Origin of the sequence: Amycolatopsis sp. NBC_01488 (assembly GCF_036227105.1) — a bacterium.
Lineage (GTDB): Bacteria > Actinomycetota > Actinomycetes > Mycobacteriales > Pseudonocardiaceae > Amycolatopsis.
In genome coordinates, this window is sequence record NZ_CP109434.1 from 5,797,090 (window position 1) to 5,821,416 (window position 24,327).

Annotated in this window: 23 protein-coding genes; 12 read left to right on the top strand and 11 right to left on the bottom strand. The window is 71.1% G+C overall.

What is annotated here, in order from left to right; all coding sequences use genetic code 11:
- Positions 1-1,884 (bottom strand): Na+/H+ antiporter, encoded by a 1,884-nt coding sequence (locus tag OG738_RS27535; protein ID WP_329045188.1) that lies wholly within the window; start codon positions 1,882-1,884, stop codon positions 1-3.
- Between the two features lie 255 nt (positions 1,885-2,139).
- On the opposite strand from OG738_RS27535, the gene OG738_RS27540 reads away from it, so the two are divergent.
- Entirely contained in the window at positions 2,140-3,531 is a 1,392-nt protein-coding gene (locus OG738_RS27540) for a carboxylesterase/lipase family protein (RefSeq protein ID WP_329045190.1), read from the top strand.
- A 53-nt stretch (positions 3,532-3,584) separates the two neighbouring features.
- On the opposite strand, the gene OG738_RS27545 is transcribed toward OG738_RS27540, so the two are convergent.
- The 5 genes from OG738_RS27545 to rnhA form a co-directional block, all read right to left on the bottom strand.
- Positions 3,585-6,656, bottom strand: a complete 3,072-nt coding sequence (locus OG738_RS27545; protein ID WP_329045192.1) for a glycosyl hydrolase 2 galactose-binding domain-containing protein — start codon at positions 6,654-6,656, stop codon at positions 3,585-3,587.
- Positions 6,657-6,774: 118 nt separating this feature from the next.
- Positions 6,775-6,981 carry a hypothetical protein gene (locus OG738_RS27550; protein WP_329045193.1) on the bottom strand — a complete coding sequence of 69 codons (207 nt, stop codon included), beginning with the start codon at positions 6,979-6,981 and terminating at the stop codon, positions 6,775-6,777.
- A 99-nt stretch (positions 6,982-7,080) separates the two neighbouring features.
- A complete protein-coding gene (locus OG738_RS27555) occupies positions 7,081-7,500 on the bottom strand; it encodes a hypothetical protein (protein ID WP_329045194.1) in 420 nt (139 codons plus the stop codon).
- Positions 7,500-7,880, bottom strand: coding sequence for a YchJ family protein (locus tag OG738_RS27560; protein WP_329045196.1), 381 nt, complete (start codon positions 7,878-7,880; stop codon positions 7,500-7,502). Before OG738_RS27560 ends, OG738_RS27555 begins: the two co-directional genes overlap by 1 nt.
- A gap of 41 nt (positions 7,881-7,921) precedes the next feature.
- Complete coding sequence (rnhA, locus tag OG738_RS27565; protein WP_329045197.1) at positions 7,922-8,383, bottom strand: ribonuclease HI; 462 nt, start codon at positions 8,381-8,383, stop codon at positions 7,922-7,924.
- 74 nt (positions 8,384-8,457) lie between these two features.
- On the opposite strand from rnhA, the gene OG738_RS27570 reads away from it, so the two are divergent.
- From OG738_RS27570 to OG738_RS27585, 4 genes are all read left to right on the top strand, one after another.
- Positions 8,458-9,165: a Crp/Fnr family transcriptional regulator gene (locus tag OG738_RS27570; protein ID WP_329045198.1), complete on the top strand. Its 708-nt coding sequence runs from the start codon at positions 8,458-8,460 to the stop codon at positions 9,163-9,165.
- Between the two features lie 445 nt (positions 9,166-9,610).
- Positions 9,611-10,576, top strand: a complete 966-nt coding sequence (locus OG738_RS27575) for a hypothetical protein (protein WP_329045199.1) — start codon at positions 9,611-9,613, stop codon at positions 10,574-10,576.
- 7 nt (positions 10,577-10,583) lie between these two features.
- A complete protein-coding gene (locus OG738_RS27580; protein WP_329045200.1) occupies positions 10,584-11,189 on the top strand; it encodes a hypothetical protein in 606 nt (201 codons plus the stop codon).
- Positions 11,190-11,209: 20 nt separating this feature from the next.
- Positions 11,210-11,992, top strand: a complete 783-nt coding sequence (locus OG738_RS27585; protein ID WP_329045201.1) for a DUF1684 domain-containing protein — start codon at positions 11,210-11,212, stop codon at positions 11,990-11,992.
- Positions 11,993-12,013: 21 nt separating this feature from the next.
- Here OG738_RS27585 and OG738_RS27590 read toward each other — a convergent pair whose 3' ends face one another.
- Positions 12,014-12,499, bottom strand: a complete 486-nt coding sequence (locus OG738_RS27590; RefSeq protein ID WP_329045202.1) for an AMIN-like domain-containing (lipo)protein — start codon at positions 12,497-12,499, stop codon at positions 12,014-12,016.
- 154 nt (positions 12,500-12,653) lie between these two features.
- The gene (locus tag OG738_RS27595) at positions 12,654-13,331 is read right to left on the bottom strand and encodes an MBL fold metallo-hydrolase (RefSeq protein WP_329045203.1); all 678 of its coding nucleotides are present in this window, start codon (positions 13,329-13,331) and stop codon (positions 12,654-12,656) included.
- 108 nt (positions 13,332-13,439) lie between these two features.
- Here OG738_RS27595 and OG738_RS27600 point away from each other — a divergent pair, with 108 nt between their 5' ends.
- Together OG738_RS27600 and uvrA are read left to right on the top strand one after the other, a co-directional pair.
- A complete protein-coding gene (locus tag OG738_RS27600; protein WP_329045205.1) occupies positions 13,440-14,645 on the top strand; it encodes an acyltransferase family protein in 1,206 nt (401 codons plus the stop codon).
- 75 nt (positions 14,646-14,720) lie between these two features.
- On the top strand, positions 14,721-17,582 hold the full coding sequence (uvrA, locus tag OG738_RS27605) for an excinuclease ABC subunit UvrA (protein ID WP_329045206.1): 2,862 nt from the start codon (positions 14,721-14,723) through the stop codon (positions 17,580-17,582).
- Positions 17,583-17,586: 4 nt separating this feature from the next.
- Here the strand turns inward: uvrA and OG738_RS27610 are convergent, their stop codons facing one another.
- A complete protein-coding gene (locus OG738_RS27610) occupies positions 17,587-18,129 on the bottom strand; it encodes a fibronectin type III domain-containing protein (protein WP_329045208.1) in 543 nt (180 codons plus the stop codon).
- A 221-nt stretch (positions 18,130-18,350) separates the two neighbouring features.
- Here OG738_RS27610 and OG738_RS27615 point away from each other — a divergent pair, with 221 nt between their 5' ends.
- The 4 genes from OG738_RS27615 to OG738_RS27630 all read left to right on the top strand — a co-directional run bounded on the left by OG738_RS27615 (position 18,351) and on the right by OG738_RS27630 (position 20,709).
- A complete protein-coding gene (locus tag OG738_RS27615; protein ID WP_329045210.1) occupies positions 18,351-18,857 on the top strand; it encodes a COG4315 family predicted lipoprotein in 507 nt (168 codons plus the stop codon).
- 145 nt (positions 18,858-19,002) lie between these two features.
- Positions 19,003-19,554 carry a sigma-70 family RNA polymerase sigma factor gene (locus tag OG738_RS27620; RefSeq protein WP_329056855.1) on the top strand — a complete coding sequence of 184 codons (552 nt, stop codon included), beginning with the start codon at positions 19,003-19,005 and terminating at the stop codon, positions 19,552-19,554.
- Positions 19,551-20,264 carry an anti-sigma factor family protein gene (locus OG738_RS27625; RefSeq protein WP_329045211.1) on the top strand — a complete coding sequence of 238 codons (714 nt, stop codon included), beginning with the start codon at positions 19,551-19,553 and terminating at the stop codon, positions 20,262-20,264. Before OG738_RS27620 ends, OG738_RS27625 begins: the two co-directional genes overlap by 4 nt.
- Position 20,265: 1 nt before the next feature.
- Complete coding sequence (locus tag OG738_RS27630; RefSeq protein ID WP_329045212.1) at positions 20,266-20,709, top strand: SRPBCC family protein; 444 nt, start codon at positions 20,266-20,268, stop codon at positions 20,707-20,709.
- Positions 20,710-20,825: 116 nt separating this feature from the next.
- On the opposite strand, the gene OG738_RS27635 is transcribed toward OG738_RS27630, so the two are convergent.
- Positions 20,826-22,235 carry an MFS transporter gene (locus OG738_RS27635; RefSeq protein WP_329045213.1) on the bottom strand — a complete coding sequence of 470 codons (1,410 nt, stop codon included), beginning with the start codon at positions 22,233-22,235 and terminating at the stop codon, positions 20,826-20,828.
- Between the two features lie 104 nt (positions 22,236-22,339).
- Between OG738_RS27635 and OG738_RS27640 the strand changes: the two genes are divergently transcribed.
- Positions 22,340-22,732, top strand: coding sequence for a winged helix-turn-helix transcriptional regulator (locus OG738_RS27640; protein WP_329045214.1), 393 nt, complete (start codon positions 22,340-22,342; stop codon positions 22,730-22,732).
- 98 nt (positions 22,733-22,830) lie between these two features.
- Here OG738_RS27640 and OG738_RS27645 read toward each other — a convergent pair whose 3' ends face one another.
- The gene (locus OG738_RS27645; RefSeq protein WP_329045215.1) at positions 22,831-24,189 is read right to left on the bottom strand and encodes a cation:dicarboxylate symporter family transporter; all 1,359 of its coding nucleotides are present in this window, start codon (positions 24,187-24,189) and stop codon (positions 22,831-22,833) included.
- Positions 24,190-24,327 lie beyond the last annotated feature (138 nt).

Genomic DNA, 24,327 nt, shown 5'->3' on the forward strand with positions numbered 1-24,327 from the left:
TTAGCCGAGTTGCTTGTCCACGAAACACCATCGCCAGGTCTCGCCCGGCTCGAAGCTGCGCATCACCGGGTGGCGCGACTCGTGGAAGTGCCGGGTGGCGTGCCGGCGCGGCGACGAGTCGCAGCACGCGACGTTGCCGCACTTCAGGCACATCCGCAGGTGCACCCACGTCGTCCCTTCCTCGATGCAGGCGGCGCAGGTGTCCTTCGAGCTGGGCTCCTTCTCGGTCCACTCGTGGGCCAGGTGCTTGCACGAACCCGCCGTCGCCGCCGGCGTGCGCAGTTCGCGGCCTTCGATGCCGGGTTCTTCCTCGTCCCGGTCCAGCATGGACTCTTCGATGTCGAGCCGCTCCAGGACCTTGCGCAGGACGTCGTCGTCGGCGCTGCCGGTGTCGCGGGCCTTGAGGAACTGGCGGCGCTCGACGTCGAGCAGCTCGAGCCGCAGGCGGCGATAGGCGTCGCTCGGCGTCTCGGCCAGCGCGCTCTGCCTGCCGAGCCGCTCCCACGCCGAGTCGGCGCGGTGCTGCAGCCGCTCGCGCAGGCGCTGGATGATCTCCGGCGGGTCGTCGGGCTGCCGGATCTCCTCGAGCTTGGCCAGCGCCGCGCGGGTCATGTCGTGCAGGACGGCCGCCTCCTGCAGCGCGTCCTCCGCCGGGTCCGGCCGCGGCAGGCGCAGGCGCCGGATCAGCGGGGGCAGCGTCATGCCCTGCACGGCCAGCGTGCCGGCCACGACGACGAACGCCGCGAGCACCAGCACGGCCCGCTGCGGGGTGTCCGCGGGCAGCACGAACGCCGCGGCGAGCGTGACCACCCCGCGCATGCCGGCCCAGGAGATCACCGCCGAGTAGCGCCACGGCCAGATCTTCTTCCGGGGCTTCGACGGCCGCAGACGCCGCTTCAGGCGCTTCACCGTGCCGATCCCGATCATCCACAGCACGCGGGTGAGGATCGTCGCGGCGAGCACGGCGACGCAGATCCAGGCGAGCATCGGCAGCGACACGCCGCTCTCGCCGACTTCGGCGAGGATCCGCCGCAACTGCAGGCCGATCAGCAGGAAGACCATGTTCTCCAGCAGGAACTGGATGGTCTGCCAGTTCAGCCTCGACGCCAGGCGCGTGGAGCCGGAGAGGATCTGCGGGGCCTTGTGCCCGAGGATGAGCCCGGCGATGACGACCGCGAGCACGCCGGAGCCGTGGATCGCCTCGGCCGGGATGTAGGCGATGAACGGCACGGCGAACGACAGCGCGGTGTCGAGCACCGGCTCGTTCAGCCGGGCACGGACGAACGCGGCGGCGAACCCGACGACGAGCCCGACCACGGCCCCGCCGATGGCCGCGCGGAAGAAGTCGGCGCCGACCTGCCACAGGCTGACCGACCCGGCCAGCGCCGCGATGGCCGTGCGCAGGGCGACCAGCGCGGCGGCGTCGTTGAACAGGCTCTCGCCTTCGAGCAGCCGGATCAGCTTGCGCGGCATGCCGACCCGGCGGGCGACGACGCTGGCGGCGACGGCGTCCGGCGGCGCGACGACGGCGCCGAGCGCGAGGCCGCCGGCCAGCGGGAGGCCCGGGATCACGGCCCACGCGACCAAGCCGACGCCGAGCGTGGTGAACACCACCAGTCCGACCGACATCAGCCCGATCGCCCCGCGGTTCTTCCGGAAGTCGACCAGCGACGTCTGGATGGCCGCCGAGTACAGCAGCGGTGGGAGCAGGCCGAGCAGCACGACCTCGGGGTCGAGGTGGTATTCCGGCACGCCGGGGACGTACGACGCGCCGACGCCGACGACGATCAGGCACAGCGGGGCGGGCCAGTCCAGCCGCCGCGCCACGGCGCTGACGACGAGGACCGTCACGACCAGCGCCACTATCTCTGCCGCTATGTGCACGGGGTAATCATTACCCGTCCGCCGCCGCGCGTGTCACCTGGCCGCCTCGGCGAGCACCTCGGCGACCAGGTACTCGGTGATCTCGCGGATCCGGCCGTCTTCGACGCGGAAGACGAAGCAGTACCGGTTGTCGTAGCGTGCCCCGGCCTTCGTGGCGACGCTGCCCCGCGTCTCGACCGCCCGAGCAGGTCGCGGCGGACCGAGTCCTTGCCGCGGAAGCTGCCGGACTTTCGGACGCGCTCCTAGGCTGGGTTCGTGACGACGGTGGAGACCGCGGCCGGCGCCCTGCGCGGGTCCGAACGCGACGGAGTCCGGACGTTCCTGGGCGTGCCCTACGCCGAACCGCCGGTGGGGGAGCTGCGGTTCCGCGCGCCCCGCCCGGCGCCGCCGTGGTCCGGCGTGCGCGACGCGACGAGGTGGGCGGCCCGGGCGCCGCAGCCGGAGCTGACCGGCCGCGGCTTCACCGGCGACGAGGACTGCCTCTACCTGAACGTGTACGCCCCGGCCACGCCCGGCTCGTACCCCGTGCTGGTCTGGATCCACGGCGGGGGCGGCGTGCTGGGCGCGCCGCACCAGTTCGACGCGTCGGCGTACGCCCGGCGAGGCGTCGTCGTGGTGGCCGTCGCCTACCGGCTCGGCGTGCTCGGCATGCTGCACCTGCCCGGCGTCGCCGACTCCAACCTGTCCCTGCGCGACCAGGTCGCCGCGCTGGAGTGGGTGCGGGACAACGCCGCCGCGTTCGGCGGCGACCCGGGCCGCGTGACGCTGGCCGGGCAGTCCAACGGCGGCCGCACGGTCGGGACGCTGCTGGCCGTGCCCGCCACGCGTGGGCTCGTCCACCAGGCGATCGTGCAGAGCGGCACCGGCGTCGGCTCGGTCGTGCACACCCCGGCCGAGGGTTCGGCGATCGCTTCGGCGGTCCTTTCCGAACTGGACGCTGCCCCGAGTGACCTCGCCACCCTGCCGGTGAAGAAGATTCTTCAAGCGCAGCAACGGGTTTCGGCGGTCTCCGGGACCAAGGTGACTTATCGCGTGGTCGTCGGCGACGAGCTGCTGCCGTCGCGCCCGCTGGACAGCGTCCGTGACGTGCCGCTGCTCATCGGGACTACGGCCGACGAGGAAGACCTGTTCAGCTGGCTGCAGTCGGGCGGCGCGAAGCTCCTCGGCGTCGGTTCGACGATGCTGGACGCGTCCGCGGTGGACAAAGCCGTCGCGGCCTACGCCGAGCTGCTGCCGGACTGGCCGGAGGACCAGGTTCGCAACCGGGCGCTGACCGCGGGGGACTGGTGGATCCCGGCGATCCGCTTCGCCGAGAGGCAGCCGGACGCCTGGATGTACCGGCTGGACTGGCGGATCGCCCCGCGCGGCACGGGCCTGGGTGCCCCGCACGGGCTCGACCTGCCGCTGGTGTTCGACGACATCCGCAACAAGAACTGGCGGTTCCTCTTCGCCGGGCGGACGTTCCCGGCCGAGCGGCTGCAGTCGGTCGCGACGGAGATGATCGGCGCGTGGGTCCGCTTCATCGCGACCGGCGACCCGGGCTGGCCGCGCTACACGACGGCCGACCGCGTCACGCGGATCTTCGACGACGTCTCCACGACCGTCTCGGATCCGGACCGCGCCCAGCGCCTCCTCTGGATGTCATGAGGGGCACCTTCATGGCTGTCAAAGCCATGAAGGTGCCCCCTCGTGGACTTGGGCTAGACGGTGATCTTGTCGACGTTCGGGCCGCCGTTGGCGGTCGTCGCGGTCGCCTTGATCCGGTTCGCCCCGGCGGTCAGGGTCACCGGGATCGTGACCGTCTGCCAGGTGTCCCAGCTCCCCGTGCCGCCGAACGCCACCGCGGACGCCACCTTCGTGCCGTTCACCGTGATGTCCATCGGCCGGTTCACCGTGGTGCCGTTGGCGAACCGCAGGACGACGTTCGCCGGGCCCGCGGCCGCCGCGGGCACGGTCCACTCCACCGCGCTGCCGGTCGCGTTCGTGTAGTCCACGAACCCGGTGCCGGTGAACCCGGCGTGGTTCGACGCCGTGGCCGCGTTCGTCAGCGCCGCGTCCTCGGCCTGGTAGTCGGCCGGGGCACCCGGGCCGGTAGTGCCGTCCGCCGGGATCGTCTTCGTCCCGGTGTTCCAGCCCGCGACCCGCACGGACGGCTTGGCGCCCTTGAGGTCCGCGGTCCGGTACGTCGCCGTCAGCGTCGTCGACTCGCCCGGCCAGAGGGTGACCTGGTTGTCGGTCCACTGGACCGGCAGCACCGGCGCGCCCGCCGCGCCGAGCACGTGCGCGTCGACGAAGAACGCCGGCACCTTGTTCGCCGAGCCGTTCGTCAGCGTCACCTTGGTCGTCGTGGTGCCGTCGCCGTTCGTGGTCGAGTTCGCGGTCGAGCCGAGCGTCACCTGAGCCAGGCTGTTGAGCCCGGACAGGTCGGCGTACGACGTCGTCGGCGTGTAGTACCAGTCGCTGTTGCCCCAGTCGAGCGTGTCGGCCTTGGTGGACAGCCAGTAGACGTTGCGGCTGACCTCCTTGCCCGACGCGTCGCTCAGGACCAGCTTCGCCAGGTACGTCGTCGACAGCCCGCTCACCGAGCCAATGGTCAGCGCGGTCGTCTTCGCGCCGTCACCGCCCATCGAAACGGTCTTGGACTGGTCGAACTTCGAAGTGCCGTCGAGGTTGAACAGCTGCACGCGGGCGGTGAGGTTCGACGCCGCGTCGTGGTTGTGGTTGACCACCACCACGGACTTGGTGTCGTACGAGTACTGGATGTGCAGCGGCTCGTTCGCCTTCTTGGCCCCGAAGTACGAGCCGTTCTGGTCGAGGTAGGTGTCGAACAGCTGCCAGTGCAGCGACGTCCAGCCGCTGTTGAGCATCCAGTAGATGATCCCGGTCGACGGGTTCGAGCTGTCGCTGAAGTTCCGCGAGTGCGACTCGAACTCGGCGCGGACGTTCTCGTACTGCGCCAGCTGCGCCTTGCGGACGAAGTCGTCGAGGCTCGCCGGCTTGCCGTAGCGGCCGGCCAGCGCGTCGCCGAAGAGCTTCAGGTTGGCGAACGTCGAGGACGACGACCGGTGGTACTGCGCGGTCGACGGGCTCTTCCACAGCGTGTCCAGCTCGCTCGAGGACATCATCCGCTTCAGCGTGTCCATCGTCGGGATGTCCGGCCCGGCGCTGGTCTCGGAGTTGAAGCCCCACGCGCCGCCGAGGTCGCTGTGCGCCTTGTCGTACCAGTAGTTCGGCGGGACGTAGTCGTACGGGCCGTTCATCTTCATGCCGGACGCCCCGAGCTGCGGCGACGACTTCGCCGACGCGGCCGGAACCACCGGGGTGGACCAGTCCGCGGCCTTGAGCGCGTCGAGGTAGTTCTTCTCGATCGTCGCGTCGGGCGCGAAGTCGCTGCCGATGAGGAAGGAGATGACGCTCGGGTGGTCGCGCAGCCGCTCGGCCTCCGCGGTCATCGACGCCTTCGCGATCGGATAGTCCGCGGCCGTCCACGAGTCGCCCGGCTCGCTGCCGTTGACCTGGCCCTCCCATTTGTCGCAGCACTCCCAGCCGGGCAGCGTCAGCACGCCCATCCGGTCGGCGAGGTCGAAGAACTCGTCCGGCTCGAGGTGCCCCTCCAGGCGCACGGTGTTGAGGCCGAGGTCCTTGACGTAGGCGAGCTTGTCCGCCGCGTACTGCTCGTTCCAGCGCAGGAACAGGTCCGGCGAGTAGCCGCCGCCCTTGATCAGCAGCGGGCGCCCGTTGATCGTGTAGGATCGGCCGCCGCTGGAGTTGACCGGCGCCTTGACCTCGCGCACGCCGAAGGTGGAGTGCGAGGTGTCCGACGCCGTCCCGCCGGCGCTCGCGGTCAGGTCGAGGTCGTAGAGCGGCTGCCCGCCCATCCCGGCCGGCCACCAGACCTGCGGGTCGTCGATCCCGACGACCGGGAACGTGACGGTCTTCTTCTCCTTCGCGGCCAGGGAAACGGTCTGGCTGATCGGCCTGCCGGCGACCGTGCCGGAGACCGTCGCCGAGACCGCCGCCGCCGAGTCGTTGCGGACGTCGGCCTTCACGGTCAGGTCGGCGTGGGTGAGGCCGGTCAGCTTCGTGACGACGTGCCCGCCGCGCAGCGCCACCGGGCCGCTGCGCCGCACGAGGACGTCCCGCACGATGCCCATGTTCTGGTCCGGCGGGGTCTGGGCCCAGTCGATCCAGCCCATCGACAGGTCCTTGTTCGGGTCGTTGGGGTAGACCTTGAACGCGACGCTGTTGGTGCCCGCCTTGACCTGTGCGGTGATGTCCAGGTCCTGGCGCTGGTAGGCGCCGTTGACCTGCGTCTTGTCCGCGATCTTCGTGCCGTTGACCCAGACGTCGGCCTTGGACAGCACGCCGCTGAAGTCGAGGTAGGTGCGCTGGGTGGGGTCGGCGACGGTGACGTCGGTCCGGTACCACCACGGGACCTTGAAGTCCGCGGTCGGCACGTTCTTCATGTTCGTCGAATAGAAGGGGTCGGCGTACTTGCCGTTGGCCAGCAGGCCGGCGTAGACGGTCGAGCGCGGGCCGACCGGGTACCAGCCGGCGGTGTCGTAGCCGGGCTTCGACACCGCCGAATCGTCGCTGACCTGCGCCGACGTCTGGATCAGGAAGCCGGGGACGGCGGTGGCCGGGCCCGCGGCCACGACCGTTGCGCTGGCCGGTTCCTGCCCGGTGGCCGCCGGGACGGTCACTCCGGTCACCGCGACGGCCACCGCGGCCGCCGCGAGGAGGATCCGGGTTCTTCTTTGCCGATAGCTCACTAGCGCGCCTCCTAGGCACCACGGCGGCGGGGGGACAGCGGACCATCGTTAGGGAACTTTCCTAACAATTGCGGACGATCGTAGCGGTCCGGTCACCGGGAGAACAGGGGCGTTCCGGTCAGACCTCCGCGGCCTGCCACGCCGCGGCGGCGCGCAGGGCCAGCAAGAGCGGCAGCGAACCGTCCTCCCAGATCCGCGGGGGAAGTGCTTCGCTCAGCGGGACGCCGCCGGTCAGCGCGGCCCCGATCGCGGGGACGTCGACGTCGAAGAGTGTCAGCCCGGCGCTGTAGAGGCGTTCCCCGCTGACCGGGCGGCGCGCGGCCACTCCCGCGCGCCGAGGAAGCCGAGGTAGTCCGCCTTCGCGCGGGCGCGGCGCGTCGGTTTTCCCATCGCCGCACTGTCTTAGCACGGGCGAGAGGGCTCGTTACGCCGTTATTCCGAGATCGGCTTTGAAGAGCGCGAGCACCTCCAGCCGCTGCCGGTCGACGGCGGCGACGGCGGTCCCCTCGGCTCCCTCGCCGGACGCGATCTTCGAGTGCGTCTCGATCACCGTGTTCGCGAGATCCCGGGCGGGCCCGGCGACCTCCCGGCCTGCCAGCACTTCGATCTCGGCCGTGGCGGCGTGCAGGCGGGCGTCCTCGGTGCGGGTCCGCGCGCCGGCCATCGCCTGGCCGTAGCTCGCGCTGATCGAGCGCAGGTACTCGGCGTACACGGCCTGCTTGAGCTTGCCGAGCGCGTCTTCCCGCTGCCACCGCCGGCTGCGCGCGGCGAGCAGGTGCTGGAGGAAGCCGCCGACCAGGACACCGAGGAGGGCGCCCGCGACGCCGACGACGGCGGTGCCCATCAGGCTTCCGCGTCGAGGTAGGCCCACTGGCCGTCGGCGCGGCGGAAGCGGCTGTTCTCCTCCTGGAAGCCGTCTTGCCCGCGGCGGCGGTAGTGGGCGCGGAACTCGACCGTGCCTTCGGCGTGCAGCAGCCCGCCGCCGGTGCGGCCGAGGATCTCCAGCCGCGTCCACTCCTGGCGCGGGTCGAGGCTCAGGTGGCGCGGGCGGGTGTCCGGGTGCCAGGTGCGCAGCAGGTAGGCGGTGTCCCCGACGGCGAACGCGCTGAACCGCGAGCGCATCAGCAGCTCGGCCGTGGGCGCCGCGAGGGAGCCGTCGTGGAACCGGCCGCAGCAGGCGGCGTAGGACTCGGTCAGGCCGCACGGGCACGAAGCGGGAGGCATCCGGGAATTGTGCCACGGGCGGTCCGAACGTCCATTGAGGACTATTCGGCGTTGACCGGCTTCCCGCTCTCCCGCGCTTCCTGCGCCCCGCGCACGGCGAGCCGGTCCGCTCGCTCGTTCTCCGGGTGCCCCGCGTGGCCCTTGACCCACAGCCACTCGACCTCGTGACCGCCGACCGCCGCGTCCAGGCGCTGCCACAGGTCCGCGTTCTTCACCGGTGCGCGCGCCGCCGTCTGCCAGCCGTTCTTCTTCCAGCGCGGCAGCCACTGCATGATCCCGTTGCGGACGTACGTGCTGTCCGTGTACACGCGGACCTGCGACGGCCGGGTCAGGCTCTCCAGCGCGCGGATCGGCGCGGTCAGCTCCATCCGGTTGTTCGTCGTCGGGGTGGCTTCGCCGCCGTACAGCTCGCGCTCGTGCCGCCCGTAGCGGAGCACCGCGCCCCAGCCACCCGGTCCCGGGTTCCCGCTGCACGCGCCGTCGGTGTAGATCTCCACGTCCACGCGGCGACCCTACCGGTCGCGGCCCTCGCCGAGAGTCGCCACGCCGGGTTACGGTGAACCTCCGGAGGGGAACGATGAGCGGGCACGACGACACGGGCGAGGGCGCACTTCTGGCTTACCTCGCCGACGCCGACCGCGAGTACCTGCTCGGCCGGGGCACCCGCCGCCGGTTCCGGGCCAACGACGTCGTGCTCATGGAGGGCGACCCGTCCGACCACGTCCACGTGCTGGTTTCCGGCTGGGTGCGCGTTTCCACGATCGTCGAAGACGGCCGCGAGGTGCTCTTCGGCCTGCGCGGCCCCGGCGAGGTGCTCGGCGATCTCGCCGCCGTGACCGGGCGGCCGCGATCGGCGTCGGTGCGCGCGATCGAGCCCTGCACCGTCTTCCAGCTGACCGGCGCGGAGTTCGTCGACGTCCTGCACACCCGGCCGGAGATCGCCATCGCGACGATCAAGACGGTCGCGGCGCGCCTGCGCAACGCCGAATCGGCCCGGGTCGACTCCGCCGCCTTCGACGTCAGCCGCCGCGTCGCGGTGGTCCTGGTCCGGCTGGCCGAGGAGCACGGCAGGCGCGTCCCGGAAGGCGTGCTCATCGAGGCCGCGTTCTCGCAGGAGGACATCGGCGCACAGATCGGGGCGGCCCGGCGTACCGTCGCCCGGGCGTTGCGCGTGCTGCGGGAGCGGGGGATCGTCGAGACCGGCCGCCGCCGGATCCTCATCCGCGAGCCGCGCGTCCTGCGGGCCTTCGCCCGTTCTGAGCCAAACGGCACACACCGCCCGTGACAACGGGCCTCTGAGCGGACCCCGCTCCCGCGCGATCCTGGGTCCGGCCGGAAAAAGAAACAGATGCCGACCGGCCGGATTCTCATTTCGAGCGAGATCGGGAGTGCTTTGCCCGTGAAATCGGCCTTCGCCGCGTTCATGGCCGGTGCCCTGCCGGATTTCCGGCGGCCACCGCAAACGCGGAGAGGCCGGGGCACGCGGCTTCACCTCGTACCCCGCTTCGGCCTGGGCGCAGCGATGAGGAGGTGTGTGTGATGGAGAGCCATTCGATCTGGGCGCTGATCTTCGGCGCGAACTGACCCGCGGCGGCCCGGCCGGCCGGCACGTGGGGGGCCGGCCGGCCGGGTATTCCGTGAATGCCGGTGTCCGGGATCTGTCATACCTCGGGGGAACCGTTCTTGGTAATGTGGCCGGCATTTCCGCCGCGGCTCCGGAAGGGGGTGGGATGCGGCCCGGGAACTCCTTCCCGTTCGTGCGGGAGCTGAACGAGCTGCGCCGCGGCCGCGGGCTCGACGCGGCCGATCTGCACCAGCGGATCGGCCCCTGCCTGCGTGAGGCGTGCGGGATCACCGGCGCCGACCAGCCCGTGCCCGCCCGCGAGAAGCTCGTGCTGCGGCTCACCGAGTTGTGCGGCCGGCTGCCCGACGACCTGCGGCTGGCCGCGCTCGCGGCGTTCGGCCTGCACGAAGAGGCCGCGGGGGAGTTCCTCGACCGGCGGATCTCGTGGCTGGCCAGCGTCCTGGACCGCGACCCGCGCACCGCGCGCCGCCGGATCGACCTCGCGTTCCGCCGGCTCGACGAGCTGCTCGGCGCGCCCCCGGCCGAAGGGGACCGGCACCCGCTGGCCGGCTGGTACGTCGAGTCGATGAAGGCGATGCTCCACCTCGACCGCGACCCGCCGGACCTGCAGGAGGAACGCCGGATCGTCGCGGAGGTCGACGAGCTCGACGAGCTCGTGCTCTCCTTCAGCGTCCCGGCCGAGCCCGGCAGCGATCCGGTCCCGGACATCACCGCCGAGGTCCTGTTCGGCGGCGAGATCGTCGAAGCGCGCCAGGTTTCGGCGAGCCACGCGCAGTTCGTCATGCGGCTCCCCAGCCCGTTGCGGCTCGGCCAGCGGCACGAGTACGGGATCCGCTTCGCGCCCCGGCGCACGTCGCTGCGGCCGTACTACGTGATGACGCCGCTGCGGCGCTGCGAGCAGTTCTCGGTGCGCGTCCGGTTCGACCGCGCGGGCCCGCCGTCCCGCGTCTGGCGCCTCAACGGCGTGCCGAGCCGGGTGATCGACGACGGCGTCGACTCGGGGGACGCGCTGACGGTGGACCGGGTCGGCGAGGTGGGCCTCGAGTTCCACGAGCTGCACCAGGGGCTGAGCTACGGCCTGCAGTGGTCCTTCGACCCCCGGGAGGACTGAGGAGGTCATGCGCACCGTCCCGGTGGCCGCGACCGTCGTCCGGATCGGGATCGCCGTCCCGAGCCGCGGCGGCACCGCACGCGCGGTGCACCTCGGCGCCACCCTCGACGGCGTGCTGGACGAGGCGTTCGACCACGTCCCGGTGCCGTACCGCACGCCGACCTGGTACCGGCGGCAGGACGGGGACAGCACGACGCTCGTCATCCCGCCGTCCGTGCCGCTCCGGTGGGTCGCGACGGAGTTCGCCGGCGGGCTGGCCGAGGCGCTGCGGCGGCGCAACCGCCACCTCAACGACTTCGGCAGGCTGCGCCTGAGGCTCGCCGCCGACCACGGCGACGTCGTGCTGCGCCCGCCCTACTTCGGCGGTGCCGCGATCGCGCGGGCGGTCTGGCTGTGCGAAGCCGAGGTGCTGAAGGCGGCGCTGGCCGCGGCGCCGGAACTGGACCAGCTGCTGATCGTCTCCGACCGGTTCCACGCGGCGGCCGCGCTATCGGGCGGATTTCGCCGCGTCGTCGTCCCGGCTGGTGGCGAGCGGGAAATCGCGTGGCTGCGGACGGGTCCGGATACTGGGACGCGGAATACCGGCCCGGGTGGCGGGTTGGCACCTTCGTAGCCGATGGGAAGGGGCCCGCGATGAGCACGTTCACGAGCGAGTGGCAGGACTGGAAGACGCAGCGCGAGGAGGACCTCGCGGCACCCCACGGCTGGCTGGCGCTGGTGTCGCTCGACTGGCTGACCGACGCCCCGCGCGAGTACCCGGGCATCCCCGGCCGCTGGTGGCAGGACGCGGACGCGGCGTACGTCGACCCGGCCGGCGCGTCGCTGACGCACGAGGGTTCGCCGATCACGGAGACCCGCCGGTTCGAGCTGGTCAACAGCGGCGCGGGCACGCGGGTGCTGGCCGGCGACGTCGAGATCGAGGTCGCCCGCCGCTCGGGGTACCTGATCCGCGTGCACGACCCGAAGGCCGAGGTGCTGCGCGCGTTCCACGGCGTCCCGGCGTACGAGCCTTCGCCGTCGTGGGTGGTCTCGGGGCGCTTCGAGCCGTTCGACTCGCCGCGGCCGACGACCGTGGGCGCGGTGGTGGAGGGCCTGAGCCACGTCTACACGGCGCCGGGCGTGGTCCACTTTTCGCATGGCGGCTCGTCCCACACGTTGACGGCGTTCAACGGCAAGGACGGCGGCTTCAGCATCCTGTTCACGGACGGGACGAGCGGCGTCACGACGTACGCGGCGAACCGGTCGCTGCCGGTCGGGGCGCCGGCGCCCGACGGATCGGTGACGTTGGACTTCAACCGGGCAGTGAACCTGCCGTGCGCGTTCACGGACTTCGCGACGTGCCCGCTGCCGCCGGCGGGCAACCACCTGCCGTTCGCGGTGGAGGCGGGGGAGAAGATCCCGTACGAGCGCGGGTGACTCCCCCGCCCACAGGTGGGCTCAGTGGGCGACGTCGATGACGACGCGGTTGGGCGCGGTGAGCGTGAAGACGTTCACCGCGGTCCGCGACCGCACCCCGAGCCCGATCGAGAGGTGCCCCTCGAAGTCCCCGGTGACGGCGACGGCCATGACGTTGGCCAGGTTCCGCGTCCGGAACTTCTGCGGCCCGGTGTAGGTGGGATTCCCGTTGACATCGTGCGCGGCGGCGAGTGTCGCGCCGACGTTGACGAAGTACTGCCCGGTGAGCCAGACGACCTCGCCGCTCGGGTCCGCGGTGAGCTCGTCGGTCAGCTGGTAGCCGACCGTGGGCGCGGGCCCGGCGGTGAGGTCGAGCACGACCCGGTCGAAGCCGGTGTTGTTCCCGGTCCGGATGTTCGTCATGGCCGGGATGGTGGGAGCGGCCGCTTGCGCCGACGCGGCGGTCGCGAGAGTGCCGGCGAGCAGCAGGGTGACAGCGACGAGTGCGCGTCGCACGGGTCTGGACATGGTGGGCCTCCTGGCGGAAAGAACCGGTGGAAGTCCCAGCGCTGGGTTCTTGGGGGACGCCCGGTTCGTCCGGTGAGTTGCCCGGAAGTGGGGGTTTGACGGTCGAAGCGTTACCCCGGCCGCTCCGACCGTGCCGGGACGTCGGCCGGAGCACTCACCAGCCGCGCTCGCGCCACTCCTTCAGCTTCGGCCGCTCCGCTCCCAGCGTCGAGTCGTCCCCGTGGCCCGGGTAGAACCACGTCTCGTCCGGCAGCTCGTCGAAGATCCGCGAAGACACATCGTCCAACAACGACGCGAAGTCCTCCGGCGATGTCGTTCGCCCCACCCCACCCGGAAACAGCGAGTCGCCGGTGAACAGGTGCGGATACCCCGAAGGATCCCGGTACAGCAGCGCGATCGACCCCGGCGTGTGCCCCCGCAGGTGGATCACCGAAAGAGTGACCTGCCCCACCGAAAGCGTGTCCCCGTGCTCCACCAGGAAGTCCGGCGGCACCGGCAACGGCGAGGCGTCCAGCGGATGGGCGGCCGTGTTGGCGCCGTTCGCCCCCGCCACCGCGCCGAGGGCCTGCCAGTGGTCTTGGTGCTGGTGGGTCGTCACGACCGTGCGAAGAGCCGGGCGGTCGGGGCCGTGGCCGATCAGGTCCGAGATGCGCTCCGGGTCGCTGGCCGCGTCGATCAGGAGGGCCTCCTGCGTTGCGCGGCACACCAGGAGGTACGTGTTGTTGTCCATCGGGCCGACGGACAGCTTGGTGATGGTCAGCGCGTCCAGGGTCCGCCGGGTGGCGTCGCCGCCCGGGTCGACGTGCCCGGTGTAGGTCTCCACGATGTTCACCGTGCACACGGTAGTCGTTTCGCTCCAAGCGGTTCCACCCGCACAAGCACGCGCGGGGGAGTCCACGTAGGCTCACCGCAGCCCCGCCAAGCCGACCTCAGGACGACCGTGCCCACCTCCCCGACGCCGCGCCGGATCAGCTGGGACCTCCTCCGCGTCGTCGCCGTCTTCGCGGTGATCCTCGGGCACGTCACCCACCAGGGTGCCCTCCTCCACCCGGAACTCACGGGCTACCCCGTGCGGGTGACAGCGCAGTTCGGCGCCGCGATCCTGCTGGTGATCTCCGCCTTCTTCGTTTGCGCGAGCCTGCGCAAGGGCGATCCGCGCCGGTGGCTGTGGAACCGGGTCGCGCGCCTCGTGCCCGCCTACCTCGTCGCCGTGCTGGTGACCTACGTCGTGACGCGGTGGGCGGCCATCTCCTTCAGCGGCCTGCCCTACCCGCCGGGTGTCACCGGGTTCCTCTTCGGCGTGCCGCAGGGGCCGCCGGCGAACCCGTCGCCGTGGTACATCCCGACCGGGCTGGACCTGGTCACCAACCTCGGCATGGTGCAGGAGTGGGGCGTCCGCTCGGGCACGTTCTACTACCTCGACGGCTCCTACTGGACGCTGCCGGTGCAGCTGCTGGCCTTCACCGGCGCCGCCCTGCTGTGGCCGCGGTCGTGGCGCACCCACCGGCTCACCGTCGCGCTGCTGTGGGCGCTGATCCTCGTCCCGCTCGTGCTCCGCTTCGTGGTCTTCGACCCGGAGACGGTGCGCCCGGTCGTCGACAGCTGCTATTACGGGCTGGGCCTGCACCGCCTGCACGTGTTCGCCATCGGCGTCGCGCTGTGGCTCTGGTCGCGGCACCGCCTGAAGACGTGGCACGCCGCCCTGTTCGTGGTCGCCGCCGTCGCGGCGCAGGACCTGCAGGTGTTCCCGCTGCACCGGGCGCTGCCGCAGGACGCCGAGCGCTGGCCGTCCACGATCGGGTTCGCCGTGCTCCTGCTGCTGGTCTGCCTCGCCGCCCGCGGCCCGGACTGGCGGTTCCCCGGGCTGGCGAGGATCGCCCCGGCCGTCACCTGGCTCGCGGGCATCTCGTATGGTCTCTACTTGGTGCACCAGGAACTGGGTTACGTCCTGGCCCGCGCCCTGCTCGATGCCGGTCTCCCCGGCTGGCTGCGGCTCCCCGTGGTCGTCGGCGCCGCCGTGCTGGCCGGCTGGGCGGTCACCGCGGGGGTCGAACGGCCGGTCCACCGGTGGCTCACCACTCGGCGAAAGCCGGAAGAACCGCAGGTCCAGGCCGCGGATCCGGTTTCTGTCGGTGGTGGCTCGTAGCATGGAGAGGCCGCCCGTGCAGCCTCCTCCCGGGCCGGCGACCGCAGCATTGAATGACACTGAAGGGACCCTGGCGTGGCTGATCGCCTCGTTGTTCGCGGTGCCCGCGAGCACAACCTCCGCGGCGTGGATCTCGACCTGCCCCGCGACAGCCTGATCGTGTTCACCGGCCTGTCCGGGTCCGGGAAGTCGAGCCTCGCCTTCGACACCATCTTCGCCGAGGGGCAGCGCCGCTACGTCGAGTCGCTCTCGGCGTACGCCCGCCAGTTCCTGGGCCAGATGGACAAGCCGGACGTCGACTTCATCGAGGGCCTCTCGCCCGCGGTGTCGATCGACCAGAAGTCCACTTCGCGCAACCCGCGCTCGACCGTGGGCACGATCACCGAGGTCTACGACTACCTGCGCCTGCTCTACGCGCGCGCCGGCAAGGCGCACTGCCCGACCTGCGGCGAGCCGATCAGCAAGCAGACGCCGCAGCAGATCGTCGACCAGGTGCTGGAGATGGACGAGGGCGTCCGCTTCCAGGTGCTCGCGCCGGTGGTGCGCGGGCGCAAGGGCGAGTACGTCGACCTGTTCGAGAACCTGCAGCAGCAGGGCTACGCGCGCGTGGTCGTCGACGGCACGGTCCACGCGCTCACCGACCCGCCGAAGCTGAAGAAGCAGGAAAAGCACCAGATCGGCGTGGTGATCGACCGGCTGAGCGTGAAGTCGAGTTCGCGGCAGCGGCTCACCGACTCGGTCGAGACGGCGCTGCGCCTGGCCGACGGGCTGATCGAGCTGGAGTTCGTCGACCTGCCGGAGCACGACCCGCACCGCATCCGGGGCTTCTCCGAGAACCTGGCCTGCCCCAACGGCCACCCGCTGGCCATCGAGGACCTCGAGCCCCGCTCGTTCTCCTTCAACTCGCCCTACGGCGCCTGCCCCGAGTGCACCGGCATCGGCATCCGCAAGGAGGTCGACCCGGAGCTGGTGGTGCCGGACGACGAGCTGTCACTGGCCGAGGGCGCGATCGCGCCGTGGTCGGGCGGGCAGAGCGCGGACTACTTCATCCGGCTGCTCGAGTCGCTGTCGGAGACCATCGGCTTCCGGATGGACACGCCGTGGCGCAAGCTGCCCGCGCGCGCCCAGAAGGCGGTGCTGCACGGCGTCGACGAGCAGGTGCACGTCCGGTACAAGAACCGCTACGGCCGCCAGCGCTCGTACTACGCGAACTTCGAGGGCGTCATCCCGTTCCTCGAGCGGCGCCAGGAGCAGACCGAGTCCGAGTACATGCGCGAGCGGTACGAGGGCTACATGCGCGAGGTGCCGTGCCCGGCCTGCCAGGGCACCCGGCTCAAGCCGGAGATCCTCGCCGTCACGCTGCAGCACCAGACCCGCGGCGACATGTCCATCGCCGAGGTCTGCGGGCTGTCCATCGCGGAGGCGTCGCAGTTCCTCGACGAGCTGGAGCTGGGGCAGCGCGAGTCGATGATCGCCGGCGCCGTGCTCAAGGAGATCCAGGCGCGGCTGCGCTTCCTGCTCGACGTCGGCCTGACGTACCTATCGCTCGACCGCGCGTCGGCAACGCTGTCGGGTGGCGAGGCGCAGCGCATCCGGCTCGCGACGCAGATCGGCTCGGGCCTCGTGGGCGTGCTGTACGTGCTCGACGAGCCGTCGATCGGCCTGCACCAGCGCGACAATCACCGCCTGATCGAGACGCTGACCCGGCTGCGGAACCTGGGCAACACGCTGATCGTCGTCGAGCACGACGAAGACACGATCCGCTCCAGCGACTGGGTGGTCGACATCGGCCCGGGCGCGGGCGAGCACGGTGGCCACATCGTCCACAGTGGACCGTACAAGAAGCTGCTCAAGAGCAAGGACTCGCTCACCGGGCAGTACCTGTCCGGGCGGCGCAGGATCGAGGTCCCGGCGATCCGCCGTCCGATCGACAAGAAGCGGCAGCTGACCGTCGTCGGCGCGCGCGAGCACAACCTGCGCGGGCTGGACGTCTCGTTCCCGCTCGGCTGCCTGGTTTCGGTCACCGGCGTCTCCGGCTCCGGCAAGTCGACGCTGGTGAACGACATCCTCGCGACGGTGCTGGCGAACAAGCTCAACGGCGCCCGCCAGGTGCCGGGCCGGCACACCCGCGTCAACGGCCTCGGCAACGTCGACAAGCTCGTGCGCGTCGACCAGTCGCCGATCGGGCGGACCCCGCGGTCCAACCCGGCCACCTACACGGGTGTCTGGGACCATGTCCGCAAGCTGTTCGCGGCGACCACCGAGGCGAAGGTCCGGGGCTACCAACAGGGCCGGTTCTCGTTCAACGTCAAGGGCGGCCGCTGCGAGGCGTGCGCGGGCGACGGCACGATCAAGATCGAGATGAACTTCCTGCCGGACGTCTACGTCCCGTGCGAGGTCTGCAAGGGCGCGCGGTACAACCGGGAAACCCTCGAGGTGCACTACAAGGGCAAGACCGTCTCGGACGTGCTCGACATGCCCATCGAGGAGGCGGCGGAGTTCTTCGAGCCGATCAAGGCCATCCACCGCCACCTGCAGACGCTGGTGGACGTCGGCCTCGGCTACGTCCGGCTCGGCCAGCCCGCGCCGACGCTTTCGGGCGGTGAGGCGCAGCGCGTCAAGCTGGCCAGCGAGCTGCAGAAGCGCTCGACCGGCAAGACGGTGTACATCCTCGACGAGCCGACGACCGGCCTGCACTTCGAGGACATCAACAAGCTGATCGGCGTGATCAACGGCCTGGTCGACAAGGGCAACTCGGTGATCGTGATCGAGCACAACCTCGACGTGATCAAGACCTCCGACTGGATCATCGACATGGGCCCCGAAGGCGGCAACGGCGGCGGCACGATCGTCGCCGAGGGCACGCCGGAGCACATCGCGAGCGTCGAGGAGAGCTACACGGGCGAGTTCCTGCGGCACGTCCTGACGGCCGAGTAGCGCCTCACCGCTGCTCGCCGGTGGTCTGGTGGACCACCGGCGAGAGCGGGCCGTAGTGCAGAGCCCGGACCCGGAACGCCGAACCTGCCTCGCCGGGCAGCAGCGACAGCGCGCACGTCGTCGTGTCCGGGTCGGTCACCTCGACCGGGTCGAACTCCGGCGCGCCCGGCCGGCGGATCTCCAGCAGGAAGCCGGCCTCGTCGCTCGACCGGTCGGCCCAGGTGAAGGTCATCGTGTCGCCGGACGTCACCGCGTGCAGGCCGGTCGAGACCGAGCCGGTGAACGGCTGCTCCCGGTAGTAGAACGGCGTCTCCGGGAGCAGGTCCGGGTGGTGGTAGCTCGTCACGTGCGGAGGCAGGAACCGCAGCGTCGTCCACGGCCCGGCGGGGTCGTTCGCGTAGTCGACGCGGTGGCCGTCGGCGTCGTCCGGCCAGCTGAGGACCACGTCCGTCGGCGAAGTCAGCGTGGCGGTGAACGAGGGTGCCGGGGCGGCCGTCGAGCAGCCCGCGGCCAGCAGCGCCAGGCAGACGAGGGGTTTCACGGACACGGCGGCTCCCGGGACGAGCGGGGGCGGCGGTGCGGACGTGATCAGCTTAGGAACCCGTCCGCACGGCGACAAGGCGGTGCCGATCACCGGAACACACCAATCCGGCCGCGAACCGGCACCGAACCGGGGAATCACCGCTGAACCGTTTTCGCGGCGCGTCCGTGTCTCCTGTGTCGAGGTCCGCCGGACGGCGGTGCCGCCCTCACCGAGGAGAGAACGTCATGAACCGTATCCGGACGGCCGTCGTCTGCGCCGCCGCGTTCGCCGTCGTCGCACCGCTGTCGGCCTGCGGCGACATGGCCTCCGCCGGGGCTGGGAACCCGGAGCACGGGCAGCCCGGACACGTGATGCTGGCCGCTACCGAGGTGGCGGGCGTCGGGACGGTCGTCACCGACGCCGCCGGCAAGACGCTTTACCGGTTCGACAAGGACATGGCCACGCCGCCGACGTCCACTTGCGACGGCGAGTGCGCGACCACCTGGCCGCCCGCGCTGGCCGGGGCGGGCATGCCGATGCTCCAGGGCATTCAGGACAGCCAGGTCGGCACGCTGGCCCGCAAGGACGGCAGCAAGCAGCTCACGCTCAACGGCTGGGCGCTGTACGAGTTCTCGGGCGACAAGGCTCCCGGGCAGATGAACGGCCAGGGCGCCAACGGCACCTGGTTCGCCGTCGGGCCCGACGGCAGCAAGATCACCGCGAAGCCGGCGGCCGGCGGCTCCGGTTACTGAACACCGACGGATTCCGGGCAGAACGAGGAAGGACGGGCAGCCGATGAACACCATGGTCGCGCTGCGCTCGACGCACGCACCGCCGGTGGAGCTGAGGGTTGCACTACTGTCCTCGACGACTCAGAACACCGTCGGGAGGACGAGGGTGGCCATAGGAGGCAGGCGGCCTAAGAAGGCCAAGGGCGAGGACCTGATTCGGCAGCTGTACGCCGAACACGGCCGGAGCCTGCTGGCCTACGCGACGAGGCTGACCGGTGATCGGGCGGCAGCCGAGGACGTGGTCCAGGAGACGCTGGTCCGCGCGTGGAAACACGCCGACGACCTGCAGAACGACGGGAAGGGCTCGGTGCGCGGCTGGTTGCTGACCGTCGCGCGCAACCTGGTCACCGACCGGGCACGCGCCCGGGCGGCCCGGCCACAGGAGGTGGCCGAACCGGCCGATGGCGCGCCGACGCCGGCCGTCGAGCGCGATCACGCCCAGGGCGTGGTCGACTCGATGACGGTGCTCGGCGCGATGGACGGCCTGTCCAACGAGCACCGAGAGGTCCTGGTGGAGATCTACTACCGGGGACGGACGGTGGCCGAAGCGGCGAGAACACTCGGCGTCGCGCCGGGTACCGTGAAATCAAGGTCCTACTACGCACTGAGAGCACTGAGAGCAGCGATGATTTCGAGCGGAACGGAGGTGGCGCGATGAACTCGGTCGACGAGAGTCACACGCAGCTCGGCGCGTACGCCCTCGGCGCGCTCGATCCCGGCGAGGCGGCCGACTTCGAGCGGCGGCACCTGCAGACCTGCGCGCAGTGCCGGTTCGACCTGAACGAGCTCGTGGCCCTGCGGGAGTCACTCGACGAGGTACCGCCCGAGGCGTTCCTCGACGGGCCGCCCGAAGGCGGGGACCTGCTGCTGCAGAAGACCCTGCGGCGGGTGCGCGACGAAGAAGAGGCGGCGCCGGTCCGCTCGACGTCACGGCGGGGCCTGGCCCTGGTCGCGGCGGCGGTGCTGGTGGTGGCCGCGCTAGGCGGCGGGATCCTGGTGGGCCGGCAGACCGGTTCGGACAGCGGGCCCATCGCGATCCCCGCGCAGCCGACCGAAGTCCCGGGTACCAAGAGCGCCGAAGGACGAGACCCGACGACCGGCGTGCAGCTGGCCGCGTCGGTGGCCCCGTTCCAGGGCTGGGTCCGGGTCAACGTCGCCGTGAAGGGCGTCAAGGCCGGGGAGCAGTGCCTGCTGCAGGTCGTCACGAAGGAAGGCCAGGCGGTCACCGCCGGCAGCTGGAAGGTGTCCGAGAAGTGGGAGAGCCAGGGCTTCTCGCTCGACGGCTCCGCGCTGGTGGCCCCGGACGACGTGAAGTCGGTCGACATCGTCACGGTGGACGGCCGGAAGCTGGTCTCGGCCCAGGTGTGACGTGACGGGCGCGCGCTACCGGTTCAGCAGCAGGTGGCTGCTGCCCGGTACCGCGCCCGAGCGGGTGTTCGGCGCGGTCACCGACCTCGCCGGCTACCCGCGGTGGTGGTCGGACGTCCGCGCGGTGCGCCGGGTGGACGACGACACCGCCGAGCTGGTCTGCCGGTCCCGGCTCCCGTTCCGCTTGGTGGTCCGCATGCATCGCGACCACCAGGACGAACGCGCGGGCCTGATGCAGGTCCGGTTGAGCGGCGACCTGGACGGGGTGTTGGCCGGAGCGGTCCGCGCGGCGGGCGCGGGCACGCTCCTGGAGATCACCCAGGACGTCCAGGCTCGCAAGGAGCTGCTGCGGCGGCTCGACACGGTGGCCCGGCCGCTCTTCCGCGCGAACCACGCGCTGATGATGCGGCGGGGCCACCGTGGCCTTTCGGCCTACCTGGCGTGATCGAGGCCGTGAGTCACGTGATCGAGGCCGGAACTCGCGTGATTGAAGCCGTAACTCGCGAGTTCCGGCTCTGATCACGCGAGTCACGGCTCTGATCACGCGAACTACGGGCCGGGTCACGCGGGATCGGCGACGCAGATCTCGGGTTCCGGGGCCGCCGCGGTCCGGCGCGCGAGGACCAGGCCGCCCAGCGCCACCGCGGTGATCAGGAAGCCCGCGCTGACGCCGTACGCGAGCCGGAAGCCCGATGCCAGCGCCTCGCGGTGGTCCACACTGCCCAGGCTCGCCGTGCGGGACGCGGCCACGGAAGCCAGTACCGCCGTGCCCATCGCCGCACCCACCTGCTGGGTCGTGGTGATCAGTCCCGATGCGACGCCGGCGTCCGACGGCGCCACGTCGGACATCGCCAGCCCCATCAGCGCCGGGATCGCCGCACCGGCGCCGAGGCCCATCACCAGCAGCGGCGGCAGCACGTCGGTGAAGTACGAACCCGACACCCGCGTGAGCAGCAGCAGGCCCACGATCACCAGGCCGAGGCCGGACAGCAGCACCGCTCGCGGCCCGAACCGCGACGCCAGCTTTTCCGCGAAACCCAGCGACGCCACCGCGATCACCAGCGGCACGGGCAGGAACGCGACGCCGGTCCGCAGCGCGTCGAAGCCCAGGACCTGCTGCAGGTACAACGCCGTGACGAACTGGAAGCCCAGCATCCCGGCGACCATCAGCACCATCACGACGTTCGCGCCGGTGACCCCGCGGATCCGGAACAGTCGCAGCGGCAGCAGCGGCGTGCGCGCCTTCGCCTGCCGCACCACGAATCCGGCCAGCAGGACGGCGGCCGCGGTCAGCGCACCCCAGGCGGAGGACGAAATCCCGTACACGCCCAGCATCACCGCGGCGGTGACCAGGACCGCGCCGAGGACGTCCAGGCCGGCCCGCAGCCCGGTGCCGCGGTCGGCCTCGACCACGCGGACCGCCAGCAGCAGCGCGACCACGCCGATCGGCAGGTTGACGTAGAACGTCCAGTGCCAGCTCAGCGCCTGCGTCAGCGCGCCGCCCGCGATGAGCCCGATCGACGCGCCCGCGGCCTGCGTGAAGCTGTACACGCCGATCGCGCGCGCCCGGGCCCGCGGCTCGGGGTACATCGTGACGATCATGCCGAGCACGACGGCCGACGCGAGCGCCCCGCCGACGCCCTGCGCGAACCGGGAGACGACCAGCACGCCGGCGTCCTCCGAAAGCCCGGCGACCAGGGACGCGGCGGTGAACAGCGTCAGCCCGCCGAGGAAGACGCGGCGGCGGCCGAGCAGGTCGCCGAGGCGGCCGGAGATCAGCAGCAGGCCGCCGAACGCGACCAGGTACGCCGTGACGACCCAGGCGAGCCCGGCGGGCGTGAAGCCGAGGTCGGCCTGGATCGCCGGCAGCGCCACCGCGACGATACTGCTGTCGAGCACGACCATCAGCGACGCGGCGCACAGCACCGCCAGCGCGAAGCCGCGGGAGCGGGTGGGGTGGTTCTCGGCCATGCCAGGCCCTCCAGTCGAGCGTTCCCCCTGGTCGGTGCCAGGGCACTTCTTGTAACAGTGCCCATCATGTGTGACCATGGGTGCGCCGGGAAGGAGGCACTTTCATGTCCCAGGGGAACATCGGTGTACCTGTCCAGGTCACCGAGATCGATCCGGAGAAACTCGATGTCTGCACGGTGCTGGAGGTCATCAACCGGATCAGCGGCAAGTGGGCGATCGGCATCCTCCTGGAGGCCATCCGCGGCCCGGTGCGCTTCACCGAGCTGGAACGCTCGGTCGAGGGGATCAGCCGCCGGATGCTGACGCTGACCCTGCGCAACCTCGAGCGCGACGGCCTGCTGAAGCGCACGATCTACCCCACGGTCCCGCCGCGGGTGGAGTACGAGGCCACGGCGATGGCCAAGGAGCTGTACCAGTCGCTGAGCGGTCTGCTCTGCTGGGCCGAGCAGCACCGTGAGGACATCGCGGCGGCGCGCGTCGCCTACGACGCCGTCTGAAAACGTGGAAACGGGCCGCTGCGCGAGGTCGGGGAGACTCGCACAGCGGCCCGCTGTGGCTCGTGCTCAGCGGGGGCGTGAGCACGAACGTCGTGGGGTCAGGCCGGGATCTTTTCGCCCTCCGGCTCGGGTTCCGCGCTGTGGGCGTCGTCGTCGAGCATCGTGGCTTCGTCGAACGGTTCCTGGCCGGCGAAGACGCGTTGCGCCTTCTCCCGGTCGAACTCCTTCGTCCAGTTTCCGATGAGGACGGTCGCGACGGCGTTGCCCGCGAAGTTCGTCAGCGCGCGGGCCTCCGACATGAACCGGTCGATGCCGAGGATGAAGCCGACGCCGTTGACCAGCTCCGGCCGGTGCGACTGCAGGCCGCTCGCCAGGGTCGCGATGCCGGAGCCGCTGACGCCGGCGGCGCCCTTCGATGCGATGATCATGAACGCCAGCAACCCGATCTGCGAGCCGAGCGACAGCGGCTCGTCCTGCGCCGCGGCGATGAACAGCGTCGCCATGGTCAGGTAGATCGCGGTGCCGTCCAGGTTGAACGAGTACCCGGTCGGGACCGTGATGCCGACGACCGACTTGCTCACACCGACGTGCTCCATCTTCGCGATCAGCCGCGGCAGCGCCGACTCCGAAGACGACGTCGAGAGGATCAGCAGGAACTCGCGGCCGAGGTAGCGCAGCAGGTTCAGGATGCTCACGCGGGCGCCGAGCCACAGCACGATCCCGAGGACCACGAACACGAACACCAGGCAGGTCGCGTAGAAGCCGAGCATGATGACCGCGAGGCTCTTCAACGCCGCCCAGCCGGTCGCGCCGACCACCGCGGCGATCGCGCCGAACGCGCCGATCGGGGCCGCCCACATGATCATCGCCAGGATGCGGAAGACCAGGCGCTGGAGGTGCTCGACGCCACGCAGGATCGGCGCGCCCTTCGGGCCGAGCTTCTGCAGCGCGAACCCGACGAGCAGCGCGACCAGCAGGGCCTGCAGGACCTCGCCTTCGGTGAACGCGGAGACGAACGTCTTCGGGATGATGCCGAGCAGGAAGTCGACCGGGCCTTCGGCGCCGGTGGCGGACTTCTGGACGCTCTTCACGTCGGCGGGGTTCAGGTGCAGCCCGGTGCCCGGGTGCAGGATGTTGCCGACGACGAGCCCGATCGCCAAGGCGAAGGTCGACATGACGATGAAGTAGACCAACGCCATCACCCCGACCTTGCCGACCTTGGCCGCCTTCGCGACCGAGCCGACGCCGATGACGATGGTGCAGAAGATGATCGGCGTGATCATCATCTTGATCAGGTTGACGAAGCCGTCGCCGAGGGGCTTGAGGCCCTTGGCGAAGCCGGGGAAGAGGAAACCCACCAGGATCCCGAGCGCGACCGCGACGATCACGGCCAGGTACAGGTAGTGGGTCTTGTCCCGCTTGCGCGGGGTCTCCTCGGTCGTCGGTGGGGTCGGCACCGTTGCCTCCAGCTCAGGGGTGTTCCAGGTTGCGGCACACTGTAGGCGCAGACCCGTGACCCGGCTCACTTGTGTTCATTGAGTTCGCGCGATGATGGCACCGTCCCCTTCGGACACCCGGGACGCCGGTGTGCTGGT